This window comes from Streptomyces sp. NC-S4 (genome assembly GCF_054353315.1).
Genome location: NZ_CM135937.1, coordinates 2,737,837 through 2,758,433, shown reverse-complemented (window position 1 = coordinate 2,758,433; position 20,597 = coordinate 2,737,837). Strand labels below are relative to the sequence as shown.

13 protein-coding genes are annotated in these 20,597 nt (G+C 70.9%); 7 read left to right on the top strand and 6 right to left on the bottom strand.

All coding sequences use genetic code 11. From position 1 onward, the window contains the following. Positions 1 to 8: 8 nt before the first annotated feature. Positions 9 to 1,823, bottom strand: a complete 1,815-nt coding sequence (locus tag ACXNSR_RS12000; RefSeq protein WP_458642052.1) for a glycoside hydrolase family 13 protein — start codon at positions 1,821 to 1,823, stop codon at positions 9 to 11. Positions 1,824 to 2,045: 222 nt separating this feature from the next. On the opposite strand from ACXNSR_RS12000, the gene ACXNSR_RS11995 reads away from it, so the two are divergent. From ACXNSR_RS11995 to ACXNSR_RS11975, 5 genes are read left to right on the top strand one after another with little or no spacing between them, the layout of a single operon-like run. Continuing rightward, positions 2,046 to 3,320 carry an extracellular solute-binding protein gene (locus tag ACXNSR_RS11995; RefSeq protein WP_458642051.1) on the top strand — a complete coding sequence of 425 codons (1,275 nt, stop codon included), beginning with the start codon at positions 2,046 to 2,048 and terminating at the stop codon, positions 3,318 to 3,320. 7 nt (positions 3,321 to 3,327) lie between these two features. Further along, entirely contained in the window at positions 3,328 to 4,401 is a 1,074-nt protein-coding gene (locus ACXNSR_RS11990) for a carbohydrate ABC transporter permease (RefSeq protein WP_458642050.1), read from the top strand. 2 nt (positions 4,402 to 4,403) lie between these two features. After that, complete coding sequence (locus tag ACXNSR_RS11985) at positions 4,404 to 5,285, top strand: sugar ABC transporter permease (protein WP_458642049.1); 882 nt, start codon at positions 4,404 to 4,406, stop codon at positions 5,283 to 5,285. 51 nt (positions 5,286 to 5,336) lie between these two features. Continuing rightward, the gene (locus tag ACXNSR_RS11980; protein WP_458642048.1) at positions 5,337 to 6,986 is read left to right on the top strand and encodes a glycoside hydrolase family 13 protein; all 1,650 of its coding nucleotides are present in this window, start codon (positions 5,337 to 5,339) and stop codon (positions 6,984 to 6,986) included. After that, positions 6,983 to 7,984, top strand: a complete 1,002-nt coding sequence (locus tag ACXNSR_RS11975) for a LacI family DNA-binding transcriptional regulator (protein WP_458642047.1) — start codon at positions 6,983 to 6,985, stop codon at positions 7,982 to 7,984. The genes ACXNSR_RS11980 and ACXNSR_RS11975 overlap by 4 nt, the downstream gene beginning before the upstream one ends. Before the next feature lie 65 nt (positions 7,985 to 8,049). Here the strand turns inward: ACXNSR_RS11975 and ACXNSR_RS11970 are convergent, their stop codons facing one another. The 3 genes from ACXNSR_RS11970 to ACXNSR_RS11960 form a co-directional block, all read right to left on the bottom strand. Beyond that, the gene (locus ACXNSR_RS11970) at positions 8,050 to 8,622 is read right to left on the bottom strand and encodes a DUF3291 domain-containing protein (RefSeq protein WP_458642046.1); all 573 of its coding nucleotides are present in this window, start codon (positions 8,620 to 8,622) and stop codon (positions 8,050 to 8,052) included. Positions 8,623 to 8,774: 152 nt separating this feature from the next. Next, positions 8,775 to 9,569: a hypothetical protein gene (locus ACXNSR_RS11965; protein WP_458642045.1), complete on the bottom strand. Its 795-nt coding sequence runs from the start codon at positions 9,567 to 9,569 to the stop codon at positions 8,775 to 8,777. Positions 9,570 to 9,647: 78 nt separating this feature from the next. After that, entirely contained in the window at positions 9,648 to 11,576 is a 1,929-nt protein-coding gene (locus ACXNSR_RS11960) for a multicopper oxidase family protein (protein ID WP_458642044.1), read from the bottom strand. Positions 11,577 to 12,061: 485 nt separating this feature from the next. Here ACXNSR_RS11960 and ACXNSR_RS11955 point away from each other — a divergent pair, with 485 nt between their 5' ends. Further along, entirely contained in the window at positions 12,062 to 13,774 is a 1,713-nt protein-coding gene (locus tag ACXNSR_RS11955; RefSeq protein ID WP_458642043.1) for a carbohydrate-binding module family 20 domain-containing protein, read from the top strand. Between the two features lie 97 nt (positions 13,775 to 13,871). Then, complete coding sequence (gene pulA / locus ACXNSR_RS11950; RefSeq protein ID WP_458642042.1) at positions 13,872 to 19,220, top strand: pullulanase-type alpha-1,6-glucosidase; 5,349 nt, start codon at positions 13,872 to 13,874, stop codon at positions 19,218 to 19,220. Here pulA and ACXNSR_RS11945 read toward each other — a convergent pair. Both ACXNSR_RS11945 and ACXNSR_RS11940 read right to left on the bottom strand, forming a co-directional pair. Then, complete coding sequence (locus ACXNSR_RS11945) at positions 19,207 to 19,743, bottom strand: N-acetyltransferase family protein (RefSeq protein ID WP_458642041.1); 537 nt, start codon at positions 19,741 to 19,743, stop codon at positions 19,207 to 19,209. The genes pulA and ACXNSR_RS11945 overlap by 14 nt on opposite strands. 54 nt (positions 19,744 to 19,797) lie before the next feature. After that, on the bottom strand, positions 19,798 to 20,586 hold the full coding sequence (locus ACXNSR_RS11940; protein WP_458642040.1) for a TetR/AcrR family transcriptional regulator: 789 nt from the start codon (positions 20,584 to 20,586) through the stop codon (positions 19,798 to 19,800). Positions 20,587 to 20,597: the final 11 nt, after the last annotated feature.

The following is a 20,597-nucleotide window of genomic DNA, read 5'->3' as shown; positions in this document are numbered from 1 at the left end:
TCGGACGTTCACAATGACCACCACGTGCACGAATCCGGGGGAAGCCGGACGGTGCGGCCGTCCGTCTCCACCGGGGCGCTGGAGAGTACGGGGCGTCCGGGCGCGGGAAGTTCGACCGGGTCGGGGCGGCTGTTGAGGGTGCAGGCGAACCCGGGCCGGGTGAAGAGGAGCACGCCCTCGGGGGCGGGCTGCCAGCGCATTCCGCATGGCTCCGGGGCTTCCCCCGGGGCCTCCGCGCCCGTCCCCGCCTCCGGCGCGCCCAGCCCCGGCATCGCCCGGCGCAGTTCGAGGGCGGCGCGGTAGAGCTCCAGCGTCGAGTGCGGGTCGCCGGTCTGCGCGGCGACGCTGAGGCCGCCCCAGCCGGCGGGCTGCGGGAGCCAGCCGGCGGCCGGCCCGAAGCCGTACGGGGGCTCCGTGCCGGACCAGGGGAGCGGCACCCGGCAGCCGTCGCGCAGCCCGTCCTGGCCTTCCGCCTCCGGCGGGGTCGCGGCATCGGGGTGTCTTGCCGCGGGCCCGGCCTCCGCCGCGGGCCCGGGCTCCGGGGCGGCCGGAGCGGCCGGGGTGGTGGCCGCGGCCCGGGGAACGGGCCCCGCCGGGCCGTCCGTGTCCCCCGGCCGGCGGCGCCCGCGGCGGAAGGCCGGGTCCTGGCGGACCCGGTCCGGGAGGTCCACCACCTCCGGGAGGCCGAGCTCCTCGCCCTGGTAGAGGTACGCCGACCCGGGCAGGGACAGCATCAGCAGGGCGGCCGCCCGCGCCCGGGCCAGGCCGCGGGCCCCGCCGCCGTAGCGCGTCACATGGCGTACGACGTCGTGGTTGGACAGCACCCAGGTGGTCGGGGCGCCGACGGCGGTGGTGGCGGCCAGGGACTCGTCGATGACGGTGCGCATCGCGGCGGGGTCCCACGGGCAGTTCAGGAAGCGGAAATTGAAGGCCTGGTGCAGTTCGTCGGGGCGCACGTACAGGGCGAGCCGCTCCGAGGTGGGCGCCCACGCCTCGGCGACCCCGATGCGCCCGCCCCCGTAGGAGTCGAGGAGGCGGCGCCAGGAGCGGTGGATCTCGTGGACCCCGTCCTGGTCGAAGAAGGGGAGCGGCTCGGTGCCGATGAGGGTGGCCTGGGCGCCGCGGCCGATGTCCGGCAGCCCGGGGGCCTTGACCATGCCGTGGGCGACGTCGATCCGGAACCCGTCAATGCCGAGGTCGAGCCAGAAGCGCAGGACGGAGGCGAATTCGGCGGCGACCTCGGGGTGGTCCCAGTCGAGGTCGGGCTGCTCGGGGGCGAAGAGGTGCAGGTACCACTCGCCGTCCGGGACCCGGGTCCAGGCGGGTCCACCGAAGATCGACTCCCAGTCGTTCGGCGGCTCGGCGCCGTCCGGCCCCCGCCCGGGCCGGAAGTGGTAGCGCTCGCGGGCGCCCGGTTCCCCGGCGAGGGCGGCGCGGAACCACGGGTGCTGCTCGGAGGTGTGGTTCGGCACCACGTCCACGATGACCCGCAGCCCCAGCGCGTGCGCGGCCCGGACCAGCTCGTCGGCGTCGGAGAGGTCCCCGAAGAGGGGGTCGACGGCCCGGTAGTCGGCGACGTCGTAGCCGCCGTCCGCCTGCGGGGAGACGTAGAAGGGGGTGAGCCACACGGCGTCGACCCCGAGGCGGGCGAGGTGGGGGAGGCGGGAGCGGACCCCGCGCAGGTCCCCGATGCCGTCCCCGTCGCTGTCGGCGAAGGAGCGCACGTACACCTGGTAGATGACGGCATCGCGCCACCAGCCACCGATCGCGGTCGCGTTGCTGGAAGAGCTTGCAAGCTGGACGGCCGTCGAGTCGTGGGTCATATCGGGGTCAACGCGGGTACATGCCCCCTGGTTGCGGGCCCCGGCAGTCGAAGGTGGCTCGAACTAACAGCAAGCTGCGGCAACCGTACGGACACACGGATGTAACGATCGCCTCCGCTTGCAGAAAGTTTGCGCAAGGTCTTTCGGTCCTCTTTCAGTCTTGTTACGTTCCTGGCAACTCGGGACCGCGAGGGCGCGGCCGGGATCATCGAAGGAGTTCATATGCGGCGTGGCATAGCGGCCACCGCGCTGGTCGCGACCCTGGCGCTCGCGGCGACGGCTTGCGGTGGGGACGACAAGGACGCGGCCGACGGCACCAAGGCGGGCGGCGAGCTTTCCGGCACGGTCACGTGGTGGGACACCTCGAACGACACCGAGAAGGTCAGCTTCCAGAAGATCGCCGAGGCGTTCACGGCGAAGCACCCGAAGGTGACCGTCAAGTACGTCAACGTCCCGTACGGCGACGCGCAGAACAAGGTCAAGAACGCCTTCAGCAGCGGCGCCGACGCGCCTGACGTCATCCGTGCCGACGTCGGCTGGGTCGCGGACTTCGCCTCCCTCGGCTACCTCGACGAGGTGCCGGCCGAGACGGCCAAGAAGGTCGACGCCGAGTTCCTCCCGCAGGCCGCGGCCAGCGGTAAGTTCGAGGGCAAGACCTACGCCGTCCCGCAGGTCATCGACAGCCTCGGCCTCTTCTACAACAAGAAGATGCTCGCGGACGCCGGCGTCCAGCCCCCCAAGACGCTGGCGGAGCTGAAGACCGCCGCCGAGGCCATCAAGGCGAAGACCGGCAAGGCCGCCCTCTACCTGCGCGGCGACGACTCCTACTGGTTCCTCCCGCTGATCTACGGCGAGGGCGGCGACCTCGTCGACGCCAAGAACAAGACGGTCACCGTCGACAACGAGGCGGGCGTCAAGGCCTTCAAGACGGCCCGCGACCTGGTCACCTCGGGGGCGGCGCTCACCAACGCCACCGACGGCTACGCCAACATGCAGACGGCCTTCAAGACCGGCGAGGCCGCCATGATGATCAACGGCCCGTGGGCCGTCGCCGACACCTACGCCGGCGACCAGTTCAAGGACAAGGCCAACCTCGGCGTCGCCCCGGTCCCGGCCGGTTCCGCCAAGGCCGGTGCCCCGCAGGGCGGCCACGACCTCGCCGTCTACGCCGGCTCCAAGAACACCGCCGCCGCGCACGCCTTCGTCGAGTACATGACCTCGCAGGAGGTTCAGGTGCAGTCGACCAAGGACCTCAGCCTGCTCCCGACCCGGACCGCGGCCTACGAGCTGCCGGACGTCAAGGGCAACGAGATGGTCCAGTTCTTCAAGCCGGCCGTGGACAAGGCCGTCCAGCGCGCCTGGATCCCGGAGAACGGCTCCCTCTTCGAGCCGCTGAAGGTCGAATACACCAAGGCGATCACCGGGGCGTCGAGCCCGGAGGACGCGGCCAAGGCGGCCGGCGTCGAGTTCCGCAAGATCCTCAAGGGCTGGAAGTAACGAAACCATGGCTGCTCACACCAGCCAGTCGGTGGCGAAGGCCGCGGGCGGCGACGTCGAGAACGACGTCGCCGCCCGCGGCCGGAGCCGCAGGACTGACAGCGACAGCGGTAACCGCGGCGGTGCCCGCGGTGGTGCCCGCGATGGAAAAGGCGCGTCCGGCCTCCGGCGCGCCATCGGCACGCACTGGTACGCCTGGGCCATGGTCGCCCCGGTGGTACTCGTCCTCGGCGTGATCATCGGCTGGCCGCTGGTCCGGGGCGTCTACCTGTCGCTGACCGACGCCACCGAGCGCAACGTCTCGCGCACCATCGGCGCGCGGCACATCGACGCCACGTACAAGTTCGTCGGACTCGACAACTACGTGGACGTGCTCAGCGACCCGGTGTTCCTGCAGCGGCTGGTGTGGACGGTGATGTGGACCGTCGCGTGCGTGTCCATCACCTTCACGCTCGGTCTGGTCCTGGCCAACATGCTCAACCGGGACTTCCGGGGCCGCGCCGCCTACCGCATGGCGCTCATCCTGCCCTGGGCCGTCCCCGGCTTCGTCTCCGTCTTCGCCTGGCGGTTCCTCTTCAACCGCGACAACGGCATCCTGAACAAGATCCTCGACGGTGGCGGCATCGCCGCGATCCCGTGGCTCGACGACCCGACCTGGGCCAAGTTCTCGGTCGTCGCCGTCAACGTCTGGCTCGGCGTCCCCTTCATGATGGTCGCCCTGCTCGGCGGCCTGCAGTCGATCCCCGGCGAGCTCTACGAGGCCGCCGAGATGGACGGCGCCAGCGCCTGGCAGCGCTTCCGGCACATCACCCTGCCCGGACTGCGCGCGGTGAGCATGACGGTGATCCTGCTCTCCACCATCTGGACCTTCAACATGTTCCCGGTGATCTTCCTGCTCACCCGGGGCGGACCCGGTGACTCCACCGAGATCCTGGTGACCCAGGCCTTCCGCGAGGCGTTCGTGTCGAGCCCGCGCGACTTCGCCGGCTCGGCCACGTGGGGCGTCCTGATCCTCGCCCTGCTCATGATCTTCGCGCTGGTCTACCGGCGCTCGCTGCGCAAGCAGGGAGAGGTGTGGTGACCATGTCCACTGCGAACACCGCCCGTACGGCCACCCCCGGCAAGGCGACCGCCCGGGCCCGGGGCAGCCGCTCCCCGCTCGCCTCCATCGGCCTGCACGGCACCCTCGTCGTGGCCTCCGTGATCGCCGTCTTCCCGGTCCTGTGGATCCTGCTGACCTCGCTCAAGCCGGCCAAGTACGCGGTCACCACCGACTTCGTCAAGGAACCGAGCCTCGACAACTACACGAACCTGCTGGAGCAGAGCCACTTCCTCAGCTGGTTCGGCAACTCCGTCCTGGTCGCCGGCATCACCACCGTCCTCGGTGTCTTCATCGCCGCCACCACCGGATACGCGGTCAGCCGCTTCAAGTTCCCCGGCATGAAGCCGCTCATGTGGACCCTGCTCATCACGCAGATGTTCCCGATGGCGATCCTCATCGTCCCGCTCTACAACCTCATGGGCGACCTCGGCCTGCTCAACCAGCCGATCGGCCTGATCATCACCTACCTCACCATCGCGGTGCCGTTCTGCGCCTGGATGATGAAGGGCTTCTTCGACACCATCCCGGTCGAGATCGACGAATCGGGCCGGGTCGACGGACTCAACCCCTTCGGCACCTTCTGGCGCCTCATCCTGCCGCTCGCAAAGCCCGGCCTCGCCGTCACCGGCTTCTACGCCTTCATCACCGCCTGGGGCGAGGTCGCGTACGCCTCCGCCTTCATGGTCGGCGAGGAGAACCTCACCCTGGCCGGCGGACTGCAGACCTTCGTCACGCAGTACACCTCCAACTGGGGAGCCATGAGCGCCGCCTCGGTCCTCATCGCCATCCCCGCGGCGATCTTCTTCGTCTTCGCCCAGCGTCACCTCGTCGCCGGGATGACGGCAGGCGCAACCAAGGGCTGACCACCCGAGCCTGCCCCCTCCCACCCCCGGCCCGATCTCTCCAAGGACACCATGACCCAGCACCTCGCCGACGCGCTCCCCACCTCCACCGGCACGCAGCCCGGCTGGTGGAGAGAAGCGGTGATCTACCAGGTCTATCCGCGCAGCTTCGCCGACTCCAACGGGGACGGCATGGGGGACCTCGAAGGCATCCGCAGCCGCCTGCCCTACCTCAAGGAGCTGGGCGTCGACGCCGTCTGGCTCAGCCCCTTCTACGCCTCCCCGCAGGCCGACGCCGGCTACGACGTCGCCGACTACCGGGCCATCGACCCCATGTTCGGCACCCTGCACGACGCCGACGCCGTGATCCGCGAAGCCCACGAACTGGGCCTGCGCATCATCGTGGACCTCGTCCCCAACCACTGCTCCGACCAGCACGAATGGTTCAAGCAGGCGCTGCGCGAAGGCCCCGGCACCCCCCTGCGCGAGCGCTTCCACTTCCGCCCGGGCCGCGGCGCGGACGGCGCGGAGCCCCCGAACGACTGGGAGTCGATCTTCGGCGGCCCGGCCTGGACCCGGGTCGCGGACGGCGAGTGGTACCTGCACCTCTTCGCCCCCGAGCAGCCCGACTTCAACTGGGAGCACCCCGCCGTCCAGGACGAGTTCCGCTCCATCCTGCGCTTCTGGCTCGACCTCGGCGTCGACGGCTTCCGCGTCGACGTCGCCCACGGCCTGGTCAAGGCGCCCGGCCTGCCCGACCTCGGTGCCAAGGACCAGCTCAAGCTCCTCGGCAACGACGTCATGCCCTTCTTCGACCAGGACGGCGTCCACGAGATCTACCGCTCCTGGCGCCGGATCCTCGACGAGTACGAGGGCGCCCGCGTCCTGGTCGCCGAGGCATGGACCCCGACCGTCGAGCGCACGGCCCTCTACGTCCGCCCCGACGAGATGCAGCAGGCGTTCAACTTCCAGTACTTGACCACCGACTGGGAGGCGAGCGCGCTCCGCGAGGTAATCGACGGCTCGCTGGCCGCCATGCGCACCGTCGGCGCCCCCACCACCTGGGTGCTGTCCAACCACGACGTCACCCGGCACGCCACCCGCTTCGCCAACCCCGCCGGCCTCGGCACGCAGCTGCGCGAGCCCGGCGACCGCGAGCTCGGTCTGCGCCGGGCCCGCGCGGCGAGCCTGCTGATGCTGGCACTGCCCGGTTCGGCGTACGTCTACCAGGGCGAGGAGCTCGGCCTGCCCGACGTCACCGACCTGCCGGACGAGGTCCGCCAGGACCCGTCGTTCACCCGCGCGGCCGGCCAGGACGGCTTCCGCGACGGCTGCCGGGTCCCCATCCCGTGGTCGGGGACCGAGGCCCCGTACGGCTTCGGCGCCGGCGGCAGCTGGCTCCCGCAGCCCGACTCCTGGGCGGATCTGAGCGTGGCGGCGCAGACCGGCGACCCGTCCTCCACCCTGGAGCTGTACCGGACCGCCCTGCGGCTGCGCCGTGAGCGCCCCGACCTGGGCGCGGGCGAGTCGGTGGACTGGCAGGCGGCCCCCGAGGGCGTCCTGGTCTTCCGTCGCGGGGAGTTCCTCTGCACCGCCAACACCACCGGCACGGCGGTACGGTTCCCCGTCGCCGGCGAGGTACTGCTCTCCAGCGGCGCGACGGTCGAGGACGGCGTGCTGCCGGCCGACACCACGGTGTGGTGGCAGGTGACGGCGGGGTGACCTCCCCCCTCCGGCTGACGGACATCGCCGCGCAGGCCCAGGTCAGCGAGGCGACCGTCAGCCGCGTCCTCAACGGCAAACCGGGCGTGGCGGCCGGCACCCGGCACAAGGTGCTGGCCGCGCTCGACCTGCTGGGCTACGAGCGGCCCGTCCGGCTCAAGCGGCGCAGCAACGGGCTGGTCGGGCTGCTGATCCCGGAGCTCACCAACCCGATCTTCCCGGCGTTCGCGCAGGTGATAGAGCAGGCGCTGGCCGGGCACGGGTACACGCCGGTGCTGTGCACGCAGACCCCCGGCGGGGCCACCGAGGACGAACTGGTCGAACAGCTGGAGGAGCGCGGGGTCACCGGGATCGTCTTCCTGTCGGGCCTGCACGCGGACGCCCACGCGGACCCCGCGCGCTACCAGCGGCTGGCGGCGCGCGGGGTGCCGTTTGTCCTGATCAACGGCTTCAACGAGCAGGTGCACGCCCCGTTCATCTCCCCGGACGACCGGGCGGCGGCGGACATCGCCGTACGGCACCTGCAGGACCTGGGGCACCGCACGATCGGGCTCGCGATCGGGCCGACCCGGTACGTGCCGTCGGCGCGCAAGGAGCAGGGGTTCCTGGCGGCGCTGCCGGAGGCGGAGGCGGACGGGCTGATCCAGCGCACGCTCTTCACGGTGGAGGGCGGACACGCGGCGGGCATGGCCCTGCTGGACCGCGGCTGCACGGGCATCGTGTGCGGCAGCGACCCGATGGCGCTCGGCGTGATCCGCGCGGCGCGCGAGCGCGGGCTGCGGGTGCCGCAGGACGTGTCGGTCGTCGGCTTCGACGACTCCCCGCTGATCGCGTTCACGGACCCGCCGCTGACGACGGTCCGCCAGCCGGTACGCGCGATGGCGACGGCGGCGGTCGGCGCCCTCCTGGAGGCGGTGTCGGGCACCCCGGTCCAGCGCACGGAGTACATCTTCCAGCCGGAACTGGTGGTCCGGGGCTCGACGACCCAGGCCCCGTAATCCTCCCGGGCGGGGCGGCGCGGGCCTGTTCCGCCCCGCCCGGGGTCCAACCGCCGGGCTGTCCGTCAGCGGCTGTGGCCTTCGCCGTGCCCGCCGTGCCCGCCGTGCCCGCCGACGGTCCTGGTCGGAGTTCCCTCGGGCGTGAAGGAGTGGTGGAAGGTGAAGGCGTGCGGCGCGGAGCCGTGGTCGTTGAGGTGCTCCAGCCTGGAAACCCCGTCCTGCCAGGTGGGTATCTCTCCGTCGGAGACCCACCAGCACACGTAGTTCGCGTGTCCTGTCCTCTCGAACCAGTCGTAACGCCTGTTCAGCGCCTCACGGTGCAGACCGGTGTAGATGGCGTCGAAGACGGGGCGCAGGTCGGTCCAGAGCGAGAGCGTCGCGGCCAGGGCGGTGGTCTCCGCCGTACGGCCCTTGTCGTACCAGGTCGGTACGGCGAACTCGCCCCATGCACCCCAGTCCGCCCCGAAGAGCACGCCCCGGTCATCGCCCGCCGGTTCGGCACGCGCGAGGTATCCGGGGTGCCGGCTGATCTTCCGGTAGACGGCCTCACCCCTTTCGTAGAACTCGCGCGTGAGAGGTGTGGGATCGGCGAGAGGTGATTTCAGGACGCCGAACGTGTACAGAGCAAGACGGGGCATGCGTCTCTTCCTGGTCGGGGAATGAACTCCGGTGCGCCCGTGGGCGATTGCCGGAGACCAGGTGAAGGTAGCTGCCCCCGCGGCCCATGTCGAAGTTGCGTTTTCCCTGTACAAGTGGCCTCTTGCACCGGTCATTGCGGGGCTGGGCCGGGCTACTCCCGCGTGAGGGTCCACCTCATGCCGTCCGGGCCCCTGAGGTCGAGGATCGGGGCGGCCACCGTGCCGCCCGCTACGTAGAGGATGACGCTGTTGGTGCCGGGGAGGCATGCGGTGGTCGCCGTGTCCTGGTGCAGCCGGGCCTTGAAGTCGGTCGCCATCGGTGGGTTGTCCAGAGTCCAGGAGCCGTTCTCCGTACACCCTTCCCGTTGCAGGGTGTACTGCCCGTCTCCGAGCCGGCTGTCGGTGAGGGTGAGGGTGAGGCCGTTCCGGTCGGCGGTCCAGGTCCCGGAGAGGCGCACGTCATCCATCCCTCCGCCCATGGACATCGAGGCGACCAGTGCGACGGCGGCCAGGGCTGTCGCGGCCTTCCCGATGCCACTGCCGGGTGCGGTACCTGTCTCGGCGTCACCTTCCGGCGCGTGCCGGGACGCGTCCCGCAGGCTCACGACGGCGCCTGCGGGAGCCGCGAGCAGCGCTATGGCGCACCCGGTGAACCAGTCCCCCATCCCCGACTCCATCAGCATCACCAGGACCGCCAGCGTCGCCGTCATCGAAGCGGCCGCCCACCAGGCCGGGCCGGATCGCTGGTGCACCAGTGCGAGCAGGAGGGCCATGAACGCCCCGAACCCGGCGATGAGCAGTACGCACATGGCGAGCAGGCCGTCGGATTCCCCGGGCCGCAGAGCGGTGGGGTCGGCGAGGGCGAATCCCACCAGCAGTCCCACCGCCTCGATGCCGAGCGCCCACCACAGCACGATGCCCGGCCGGCGTTGTGATGACCCACCCATGTTCCTACCCCCTGGTTTGAACGAGTTCAATTGTCGAGGGTGCAGGTTACCCGAGTCTCCGCGGGCGGGGCGACGCGGTCAGTGGCTCCCGCCGTGCCCCCCGCCGTGCCCGCCGTCCTGTTCGACGGGGAGGGGGGCGTCGGGGTCGACGATCGTGAACCGGCGCATCAGGTCGTCGTCCTCGTGTTCGAGGAGGTGGCAGTGGTGGACGTACTCCGCCGGGAGCTCGGTTCCGCTGTTCGCGATCCCCGCGATCGGTTCCGTCGGCGGGCTCCAGGGGTCGGTGATGATCCTCGTCACAGTCTCCGGATAGGACTTGAAGGTGTCCTTGTAGGACAGCGCTTCGTCCGGGTCCGGCGGGATCGGGGGGCCGGTGAAGTAGTTCGCCAGCACCGGCTTGTCCGACGCCTTGCGGCCGCCGTCGATCCACTTCTCGTAGTCCGCCTGGTAGGCGGCCGCGTCGATGGGCTGCCTGTTCAGCACCTGGAAATTGACGAGGTGGACGTGCATCGGGTGGGCGTCGTGGTTGGGATTGACGTACTCCCAGATCTCCTTTGCGCCCGCCTTGATGAAGTCCTGGGACGGCTCCATGAAGGGCACGGCGTTGAAGGTCATGGTGCTGAAGAGCTTGTGCTGGTAGACGACCCATTCCCGCCGGTGGATCTGCGGTTCCGGTACGAGGGGTGCGACCGCGGGCAGCTTCAGCTGCTTGGGCGGCGTGGTCCTGTCCGCGCCGGACAGCGGTTTGGTGACCTGGAACTGCATGACGTCCGAGATCTCCGGCCCCTGGCCGGGCACGCCGGGGTAGTGCACCGGTGCGTGGTAGTTCGTCAACGTGAACTTCGAGCCCATGGGCATCCCGCTGAAGTCGACGATCAGGTCGTAGCGTTCGGCGGGCCCGATCAGGAAGTTCAGCATCTGTAGCGGGGCACGGAAACCGCCGTCGGTGCCGATCAGCCAGAACGGGAGATTGGGCTGGAGCACCACGTCTCTGGGAGGGTCGATCCTCAGCCGCCAGAAGCGCTCGTTCGAGGCGTTGAGGATCCGCAGCCGGTAGCGGCGCGGTTCGACGGCCAGGAAGGGGTACGCCTTGCCGTTGACGACCGGGGTGTCCTCGCCCTCCTGCTGGGTCATGGTGTAGGCGAGTCTTCCGTCCGGGTGGAAGGTCCGGTCCTGGAGGATGAGGGGGACCTCGAACTCGCCCTGCGGCAGCCCGAGCCGCTCGTCGGCGGGGTCGCGGATGAGGTACAGGCCGGCCAGGCCCGCGTAGACGTTGACGCTGGTCATCCCCATGCCGTGGTCGTGGTACCAGAGCAGGGACGAGCGCTCGTGGTTGGTGTACGCGCAGATCGCTTCGTTGCGTTTGGCGCGGTCGGGTTCCAGGGTCGTGTACGCCTCGGCATGGATGCCGTCCGGGCTGAACGAATGCAGCGGCATTCCGTCGGACTGCGGTGGTGTGAAACCGCCGTGCTGGTGCACGACGTTCCACACGTTGACGTTCTCGGGAAAGGGCGGCTCGCTGGTGTAGGGAGGCGGGGCGATCGGGGCGAGCTGGGGGTCCCCGCTGCGAATCGCGTCGATCACGAACTGGAAGAGGTGCGTGGTCGGCAGCTTGTTCCGGTACTTGATGACCGTCGGCTGGTCCTTGATCACGCTGATGGTCGGCCCGAGGTAACCCATGCCGATCGGCTGGTGGCGATCGTGCGGGTTGCTCGCCCAGTAGCCCCACACGTCGGCCGGCCCGAGGTCCCGGTGGAAGCGCCAAGTGCCCGGTCGCATCGTGAAATCGTAGTAGTCCGCGCCCGGATAGGCGGAGGTGTCGGGGACGGCCGTTCGCGGTGTGGGGAGCGGGTCGACGAACTTCTCCAGCGGAGGCGTCTTCGGGATCGGGGCGTCCGAGGGTGCCGGTGCGTGACCGTGGTGATGGCCGGGACCGGGATCCGCGTGCGCCGGTGCTGCCGGACCGCCCGCCGCGAGTACGGCCGCACCCCCTGCGGCGCCGGCCATGAGGAAATTCCTTCGCGCAACCATCGTTTCAGCCTTCCGCCGACGCCGTGTGTTCCTCGAAGGCATACAGCGGTGTTCCCGGGGCATTGCCGCAGCGCGCCGGTCCGGCGCGGGAAGCGCTCGATGGGCCCATTTAAGCGGTAATGGGGCCGGAATTGAGATCGAGTTATTGTCGCCGGTTTAAGAATATCCGCCCGGTGTGACCGGATGCCTTTCATTCCGTACGCGGGCCGGCCCGGGACGACCCCGGTCGGCCCCGGGCCGGCCGGCCCTCCGGTAGGCGCACGCACCCGGTGCGGGGAGGGTGTCGCGGTCGTGCCCCCGGGAGGTGAACTCGCCCCGTGGGGGCCGGAGTCCGGGGGGTCCACCCAGGAGGACACGCCTCGGAAACAATTCTGCAATCTCTTGCGCAAGGTCTTGCAGGGCGTCTACCTGGCCCCTACGGTCGCTCCAATCCCCACCTCTTCCGCCAGGAGGCCCCCCGCATGCCTGCCAGAGCCGTCAGAGCTGCAACCTTTTGCATCGCCACCGCACTTGCCGCCGCCACCCTCACGGGCCTCGGGCCCCCGGCCGCCGCCGCGCCGCCGGGGGAGAAGGACGTCACCGCCGTCCTGTTCGAGTGGCGCTTCGACTCCGTCGCCAAGGCCTGCACCGATTCCCTCGGGCCCGCCGGGTACGGGTACGTGCAGGTGTCGCCGCCGCAGGAGCACGTGCAGGGCGGGCAGTGGTGGACCTCATACCAGCCCGTCAGCTACAAGATCGCCGGGCGGCTCGGGGACCGGGCCGCCTTCAAGGCCATGGTCGACACCTGCCACGCCGCCGGGGTGAAGGTCGTCGCCGACTCCGTCATCAACCACATGGCCGGACCGGCGGACGCAGGCGCCACCCTCACCGGGACCGGTGGGTCTTCGTACACGAAGTACGGCTATCCGGGGCTCTATTCGGGCGCCGACATGGACGACTGCCGGGCCTCGATATCCAACTACCAGGACCGGGGCAACGTCCAGAACTGCGAGCTCGTGCAGCTCGCCGACCTGGACACCGGTGAGGACTACGTACGCGGGCGCATCGCCGGGTACCTGAACGACCTGCTGTCCCTGGGCGTGGACGGCCTGCGGATCGACGCCGCCAAGCACATGCCCGCCGCCGACCTCGCCAACATCAAGTCCCGGCTCACCAAGCCCGGCGTGTACTGGAAGCAGGAGGCGATATACGGGGCCGGAGAGGCCGTCTCGCCGAGCGAGTACCTGGGGAACGGGGACGTGCAGGAGTTCCGGTACGCCCGGGACCTCAAGCGGGTCTTCCAGAACGAGAACCTGGCGTACCTGAAGAACTTCGGCGAGGCCTGGGGATACATGCCCAGCGGGCAGGCCGGGGTCTTCGTGGACAACCACGACACCGAGCGGGGCGGCGACACCCTCAGCTACAAGGACGGGTCCGCCTACACGCTGGCCGGCGTCTTCGCGCTGGCCTGGCCGTACGGCTCGCCCGACGTGCACTCCGGCTACGAGTGGACCGACAAGGACGCCGGCCCGCCCAACGGCGGTACGGTCAACGCCTGTTACACCGACGGCTGGAAGTGCCAGCACGCCTGGCGCGAGATCTCCTCCATGGTCGCCTTCCGGAACGTGGCCCACGGTCAGGGCGTCACGAACTGGTGGGACAACGGCGGGGACCGGATCGCCTTCGGGCGCGGCACCAAGGCGTACGTCGCGATCAACCACGAGGGCTCCGCCCTGACCCGGACGTTCCAGACCTCGCTGCCGGGCGGCGACTACTGCGACGTGCAGAGCGGGCGGACGGTCACCGTCGGCGCGGGCGGGCAGTTCACCGCCACGGTCGCCGCCGGGACGGCCCTCGCCCTGCACGCCGGGGCCCGCACCTGCTCCGGTACCCCGGCGAGTTCGGCCGGGGCCTCCTTCGGCGTCACCGCCACCACCGTTCCCGGGCAGAACGTCTACGTCACCGGTGACCGCGCCGAGCTCGGCAACTGGAACACCGGCGGCGCGCTGAAGCTCGACCCGGCCGCCTACCCGGTCTGGAAGCTCGACGTGACGCTCCCGGCCGGGACCGCGTTCTCGTACAAGTACCTCCGCAAGGACGCTGCCGGGAACGTCACCTGGGAGAGCGGAGCCAACCGCACCGCCACCGTCCCCGCGAGCGGCAAGGTCGCGCTGACCGACACCTGGCGCAACTGAGCCGCCGCTCCACAGACCGGGGCCGTCCGGCACCATCCTCCCCGCCATCCCGCCGGGCGGCCCTCATCCATGCGACACGTACACAAGGAGACCTGCCTTGATACGCCCTGCCGCAGGAGTGCTCGCCGCCGCCCTGGCCGTGACGCTCCTGCCCGCCCTCCCCGCCGCGGCCGCCACCGGTCGCCCGCCCGCCCCGCCCGCGGACGCGAAACTGGCCGCCGAGCCGGCCCGCCACGACCTGACCCGGGAGCAGTTCTACTTCGTGCTCCCGGACCGCTTCGCGAACGGCGACCCGGGCAACGACCGGGGCGGCCTGACCGGCTCGCGCCTGGAGACCGGCCTGGACCCCACGGACAAGGGCTTCTACCAGGGCGGTGACCTCAAGGGGCTCACCGACCGGCTCGACTACATCAAGGGGCTCGGCACCACGGCCATCTGGCTGGCGCCGATCTTCAAGAACCAGCCGGTGCAGGGCAAGGGGGCCGATGTCTCCGCCGGCTACCACGGCTACTGGATCACCGACTTCACGCAGGTCGACCCGCACTTCGGGACCAACGCCGATCTGGAGCGGCTGATCGACAAGGCGCACGGGAAGGGGATGAAGGTCTTCTTCGACGTCATCACCAACCACACCGCCGACGTCGTGGACTACCGGGAGGCGTCGTACTCGTACCTGTCGAAGGGGGCGTTCCCCTACCTGACCAAGGACGGGGTGCCGTTCGACGACAAGGACTACGCCGACGGGAAGGGGAACTTCCCGAAGGTGGGCGGCGGGTCCTTCCCGAGGACGCCCTTCGTGCCGGACGCGAAGAAGAACCTCAAGGTGCCGGGCTGGCTCAACGATCCGACGATGTACCACAACCGCGGGGACTCCACCTTCGCGGGCGAGTCCTCCGACCAGGGCGACTTCTTCGGTCTCGACGACCTGTGGACCGAGCGTCCCGAGGTCGTCAGCGGGATGGAGAAGATCTACGAGAAGTGGGTGCGGGACTTCCGTATCGATGGCTTCCGGATCGATACGGTCAAGCACGTCAACACCGAGTTCTGGACGCAGTGGGCGACCGCCCTCGACACCTACGCGGCCAAGCGCGGCCGTGACGACTTCTTCATGTTCGGCGAGGTCTACTCCGCCGACACGGCCGTCACCTCCCCGTACGTGACCCGCGGGAAGCTCGACGCCACCCTCGACTTCCCGCTCCAGGACGCGATCCGCGGGTACGCCTCCCAGGGCGCGGCGGCCGGCCGGCTGGCCTCCGTCCTGGCGGACGACTACCGGTACACCTCCGGCAAGGCCAACGCCTACGAGCAGGTGACCTTCCTCGGCAACCACGACATGGGCCGGTTCGGCACCTTCCTGAAGCAGGACCGGCCGGCGGCCGGGGAGCAGGAACTGCTGGACCGCTACCGGCTCGCCAACGAGCTGATGTTCTTCGCCCGGGGCAACCCGGTGATCTACTCCGGTGACGAGCAGGGCTTCACGGGTGCGGGCGGCGACAAGGACGCCCGGCAGCCGCTGTTCGCCACGCGGGTCGCCGACTACCTGGACGACGACCAGCTCGGAACGGTGCGCACGCACGAGAGCGATGCCTACGATCCGGGACACCCGCTCTACCAGCAGATCAGTGCTCTCTCGAAGCTGACGAAGGCGCACCCCGCCCTGCGCGACGGCGTTCAGAGTGAACGTTTCGCCGACGGCTCGGTCTACGCCTTCGCCCGCACCGACACCAAGACCCGCACCGAGTACCTGGTCGCCGCCAACAACGCCGCCGCATCCCGCACCGTCGAGCTCGACGCCCCGGCCGGAGCCCAGTACCGCACCCTCTACGGCGGTACCGCGCTGATCCGCGCCTCGGCGGCCGGCAAGCTCACCGTCCCCGTCCCCGCCCTCGGCTCCGTGGTCCTCCAGGCCGTCGCGCCCGCCGCCAAGGCCGCCGCGAAGCCCACCCTGGCCCTGAAGGCCCCGGCACCCGGCGCCACCGGCACCGTCGAGCTCTCCGCCGACGTCAGCGGCGGCGGCCTGAACCGCGTCGTCTTCGCCGCCCAGACCGGCAACGAGAAGTGGCAGGTCCTCGGCTCCGCCGACCACGCCCCCTACAAGGTCACCCAGCACATCGACGCCAAGACCCCGGCCGGCACCGCCCTGCGCTACAAGGCCGTCGTCGTCGACTCCGCCGGCCGCACCGCGAGCGCCCTCGCCACCTCCGCCACCGGCCAGGCCCCGCCCCCCGAGATCCCCACCGCCACCCGGCGCGACTACGCCGTCGTCCACTACAACCGCCCCGACGGCGACTACACCAACTGGCGGCTGTACGCCTGGGGCGACCTCGCCGATGGCGAAGCCACGCCCTGGCCCGCCGGCCACGACTTCACCGGCCGCGACGCCTACGGCGCCTTCGCCCACGTCAAGCTCAAGCCCGGCGCCTCCTCCGTCGGCTACCTCGTCATCGACAAGGACGGCAACAAGGACGTCGCCGCCGACCGCACCATCGACGTGACGAAGACCGGCGAGATCTGGCTGGAGCAGGGCAAGGAGCCCGCCCGCACCGACCGCCCCGCCTACCCGCCCCAGGACCAGAACAAGGCCGTCCTGCACTACCAGCGCGCCGACCGCGCCTACGACGGCTGGGGCCTGCACGTCTGGACCGGAGCCGCGAACCCCACCGACTGGTCCAAGCCGCTCCCTCCCACCCGCACCGACTCCTACGGCGCGGTCTACGAGGTCCCGCTCGCGCCCGGCGCCACCAGCCTCAGCTACATCCTCCACAAGGGCGACGAGAAGGACCTGCCCACCGACCGGTCCCTGGACCTGAAGGCCACCGGCCACGAGGTGTGGATGCTGGGCGGCCAGGAGCAGTACCTCCTCCCGCAGCCCGCCGGCTCCGCCGCCGCCCTGGACCTCACCAAGTCCCAGGCCGTCTGGCTCGACCGCGACACCCTCGCCTGGAACGCCCCCGCCGAGGCCGCCTCCGTGCAGCTCCTCGCCTCCCGCGAAGGCGCCGTCAAGGCCGAGAACGGCACCCTGACCGGCCGCGCCCAGTGGCTGCGGCTGAGCAGGACCGAGCTCACCGCCGCCCAGAAGCAGAAGTTCCCGCACCTCGCCGCGTACGGCGCCTACACCGTCGACCCCCGCGACCGCGACCGGGTCCGCGAGGCCCTGCGCGGCCAGCTCGTCGCGAGCGCCCGCGCCGCGAACGGCGCCGTCCTCGCCGCCACCGGCGTCCAGCTCGCCGGCGTCCTCGACGACCTGTACGCGACCACCGCCTCCCTCGGCCCCGTCTTCAAGGACGGCCGCCCCACCCTCTCCGTCTGGGCCCCCACCGCCCAGCAGGTCTCCCTCGAACTCGACGGCCGCACGGTCGCCATGCGCCGCGACGACGCCACCGGCGTCTGGTCGGTGCGCGGCGAACGCTCCTGGACCGGCAAGCCCTACCGCTACGACGTGACCGTCTGGGCCCCGAGCACCCGCCAGGTGGTCCGCAACCTCGTCACCGACCCCTACTCCACCGCACTCACCGCGGACTCCGTCCACAGCCTGGTCGTCGACCTGGCCGACCCGAAGCTCGCCCCGCCCGGCTGGAAGACACTGCGCAAGCCCGCGCCCGTCCCCTTCACCTCCGCGCAGATCCAGGAGCTGCACATCCGTGACTTCTCCGTCGCGGACCGCACCACCACCCACCCCGGCCAGTACCTGGCCTTCACCGACACCGCCTCGGCGGGCATGCGGCACCTGCGCGACCTGGCCGCCGCCGGGACCTCGTACGTCCACCTCCTGCCGGCCTTCGACATCGGCACCGTCCCGGAGAAGGCCGCCGACCGCACCGAGCCCGCCTGCGAGCTCACGGTGTACGCCCCCGACTCGCCGGAGCAGCAGGCCTGCGTGGCCGCCGCCGCCGCGAAGGACGCGTACAACTGGGGCTACGACCCGCTGCACTACACCGTCCCCGAGGGCAGCTACGCCAGCGACCCGAACGGGACCGCCCGCACCGTCGAGTTCCGCAGGATGGTCCAGTCCCTCAACGGATCCGGGCTGCGCACGGTGATGGACGTCGTCTACAACCACACCGTCGCCGCCGGCCAGTCGGACAAGTCGGTCCTCGACCGCATCGTCCCCGGCTACTACCAGCGCCTGCTGGCCGACGGCAGCGTCGCCACCTCCAGCTGCTGCGCCAACACCGCCCCCGAGAACGCCATGATGGGGCGCCTGGTCGTCGACTCGATCGTCACCTGGGCGAAGGAGTACAAGGTCGACGGGTTCCGCTTCGACCTGATGGGCCACCACCCGAAGGCCAACATCCTGGCCGTCCGCTCGGCCCTCGACGCCCTGACGGTCGCCAAGGACGGCGTCGACGGCAAGAAGATCGTCCTCTACGGGGAGGGCTGGAACTTCGGCGAGATCGCCGACGACGCCCGCTTCGTGCAGGCGACGCAGAAGAACATGGCGGGAACCGGCATCGCCACCTTCTCCGACCGGGCCCGTGACGCCGTCCGCGGCGGCGGCCCCTTCGACGAGGACCCGCGCGTCCAGGGCTTCGCGTCCGGCCTGTTCACCGCCCCGAACGCCTCGCCCGCCAACGGCACCCCCGAGCAGCAGAAGGCCCGCCTCCTGCACGCCCAGGACCTGATCAAGGTCGGGCTCTCCGGCAACCTCGCCTCGTACGCCTTCACCGACACCACCGGCCGCCGGATCAAGGGCTCCGAGCTGGACTACAACGGCTCCCCGGCCGGCTACGCGGCCGCCCCCGGCGACGCCCTCGCCTACGCCGACGCCCACGACAACGAATCCCTCGCCGACGCCCTGACCTACAAGCTCCCGCCGGCCACGAGCAACGCGGACAAGGCCCGCATGCAGGTCCTGGCCATGGCCACGGCCACCCTCTCGCAGGGCCCGGCCCTCTCCCAGGCGGGCACCGACCTGCTCCGCTCCAAGTCCCTGGACCGCAACTCCTACGACAGCGGCGACTGGTTCAACGCCGTCCACTGGGACTGCCGGGACGGCAACGGCTTCGGCCGCGGCCTGCCGCCGGCCGCCGACAACGCCTCGAAGTGGCTCTACGCGAAGCCGCTCCTGACGGGACCGGCGCCCACCTGCACCGACATCGGCGCCACCTCGGCCGCCTACCGCGACCTGCTGCGGATCCGCACCACCGAGCCGGACTTCGCCCTCACCACGACCGAGGCGGTCCAGTCCCGGCTGGCCTTCCCCCTCTCGGGCAAGGACGAGACCCCGGGCGTGATCACCATGACCCTCGGCGACCTGGTGGTCGTCCTCAACGCGGCCCCCACCGCCCAGGCACAGCGCGTCCCCGCCCTCGCCGGCACCGGCTACCGGCTGCACCCGGTCCAGGCCGCGGGCTCCGACGCCACCGTCAAGCGGTCCGCGTACGACGCGAAGACAGGAGAGTTCACCGTCCCCGCCCGCACCGTCTCGGTCTTCACACGGCGCTGAGCCGGTCCAGCCGCTTCTCCAGCAGGATCACCCCGTAGGTCCTGCCGTCCTTCCCCTCCTTGTTGGGGAGCTCCCCGACCACCCGGTAGCCCGCGCCCCGGTAGTACGCGAGCAGCCGGGGGTTGGTGGAGACGCAGTCCAGTCGCGCCCGTTCCCGGCCGGTCCGGGCGGTCCGGCGCTCGGCGTGTTCGAGCAGCCGCCGCCCGGCCCCCGCGGGGGCCACCTCGCGCGCCACCATCAGCCGGTGCACGTAGCCGGCCACGGGCGGCTGGACCCCCCAGGCGTCCTCGTCGGACCACCACAACTCGTAGGCCCCGCACACGCGCCCGTCGGCGTCGGAGGCGAGCCACACCTCTCCCTCGCGCATCTTCGACCGGAAGTGCGCGGCGTCCTTGTCGCCGGGCTTCCACTGATCGATCCCGTGCTTGCGCATCCACCGCGCGGCCTGGTCGTACAGCTGCACCAGCGTGCCGGCGTCCTTCTCCTCGGCGGGCCGGAACAGGATCTCGTCGTCAATGATCACGCGGGCATTATCGATGATCATGGGCGGCCGCCACACCCCGGATTCGGCGCGGATTCAGCGCGGATGCGGCAGCCCGTCCGGGACCCCGCCCGACCCGTCGCCCGGCGCCCCGTCCGACCCCTCGCCCGGGACGGTCTCCGGCGCCCCGCCCGGAACCAGCGCACCGAGCCGCCCGACCAGCTCCCCGAAGGGCCCGTCGGCGGGCTCACCGGCCAGGATCCCCACGAGGATCCCCGCCATCTCCGCGTCGTACGCGGCGCTCACGGCGGCCAGCGCGGCGAAGTCGTGCACCAGCTGCAGTTCCAGTTCGCCCCGCGGGATCCGGCGCCCGTCCAGCCAGATCAGCGCGGTGGACTCGGCGAGCGACACCCAGGACCGCACCACGAGCTCCAGGCGCGCGGGCGTCCGCTCCAGTCCGACCCCCAGGTGCGTGAGGATCTGCTCGTACGCCGCCTGCCGGACCTCGTCGATCATCGCGTTCGTCCGGCTGCTGCCGACGGCCGGACCGCCGCGCATCAGCGCCGAGAATCCAGGCCCGTGGTCGTCGACGAAATCGAAGAACCGGCCCATCACCCGCAGCAGCCGCGCCCCGAGCGGCCCCTCCCGGGGCTCCACGAACCGCAGCGCCAGCTCGTCGGCCGCCCGCCGCAGCGCGGCCTCGTACAGGCTCAGCTTGCCCGGGAAGTAGTGGTAGACGAGCGGCCGGGATATCCCGGCGGCCGCCGCGATCTCGTCGATCGACACATCGTCGGGCGAGCGGTTGCTGAACAGCTCCAGGGCAACCCCGATCAGCTGCTGCCGCCGCTCCTCGACACCCATCCTGCGTCGCACCCCGGTTGTCATGCGGAACACCC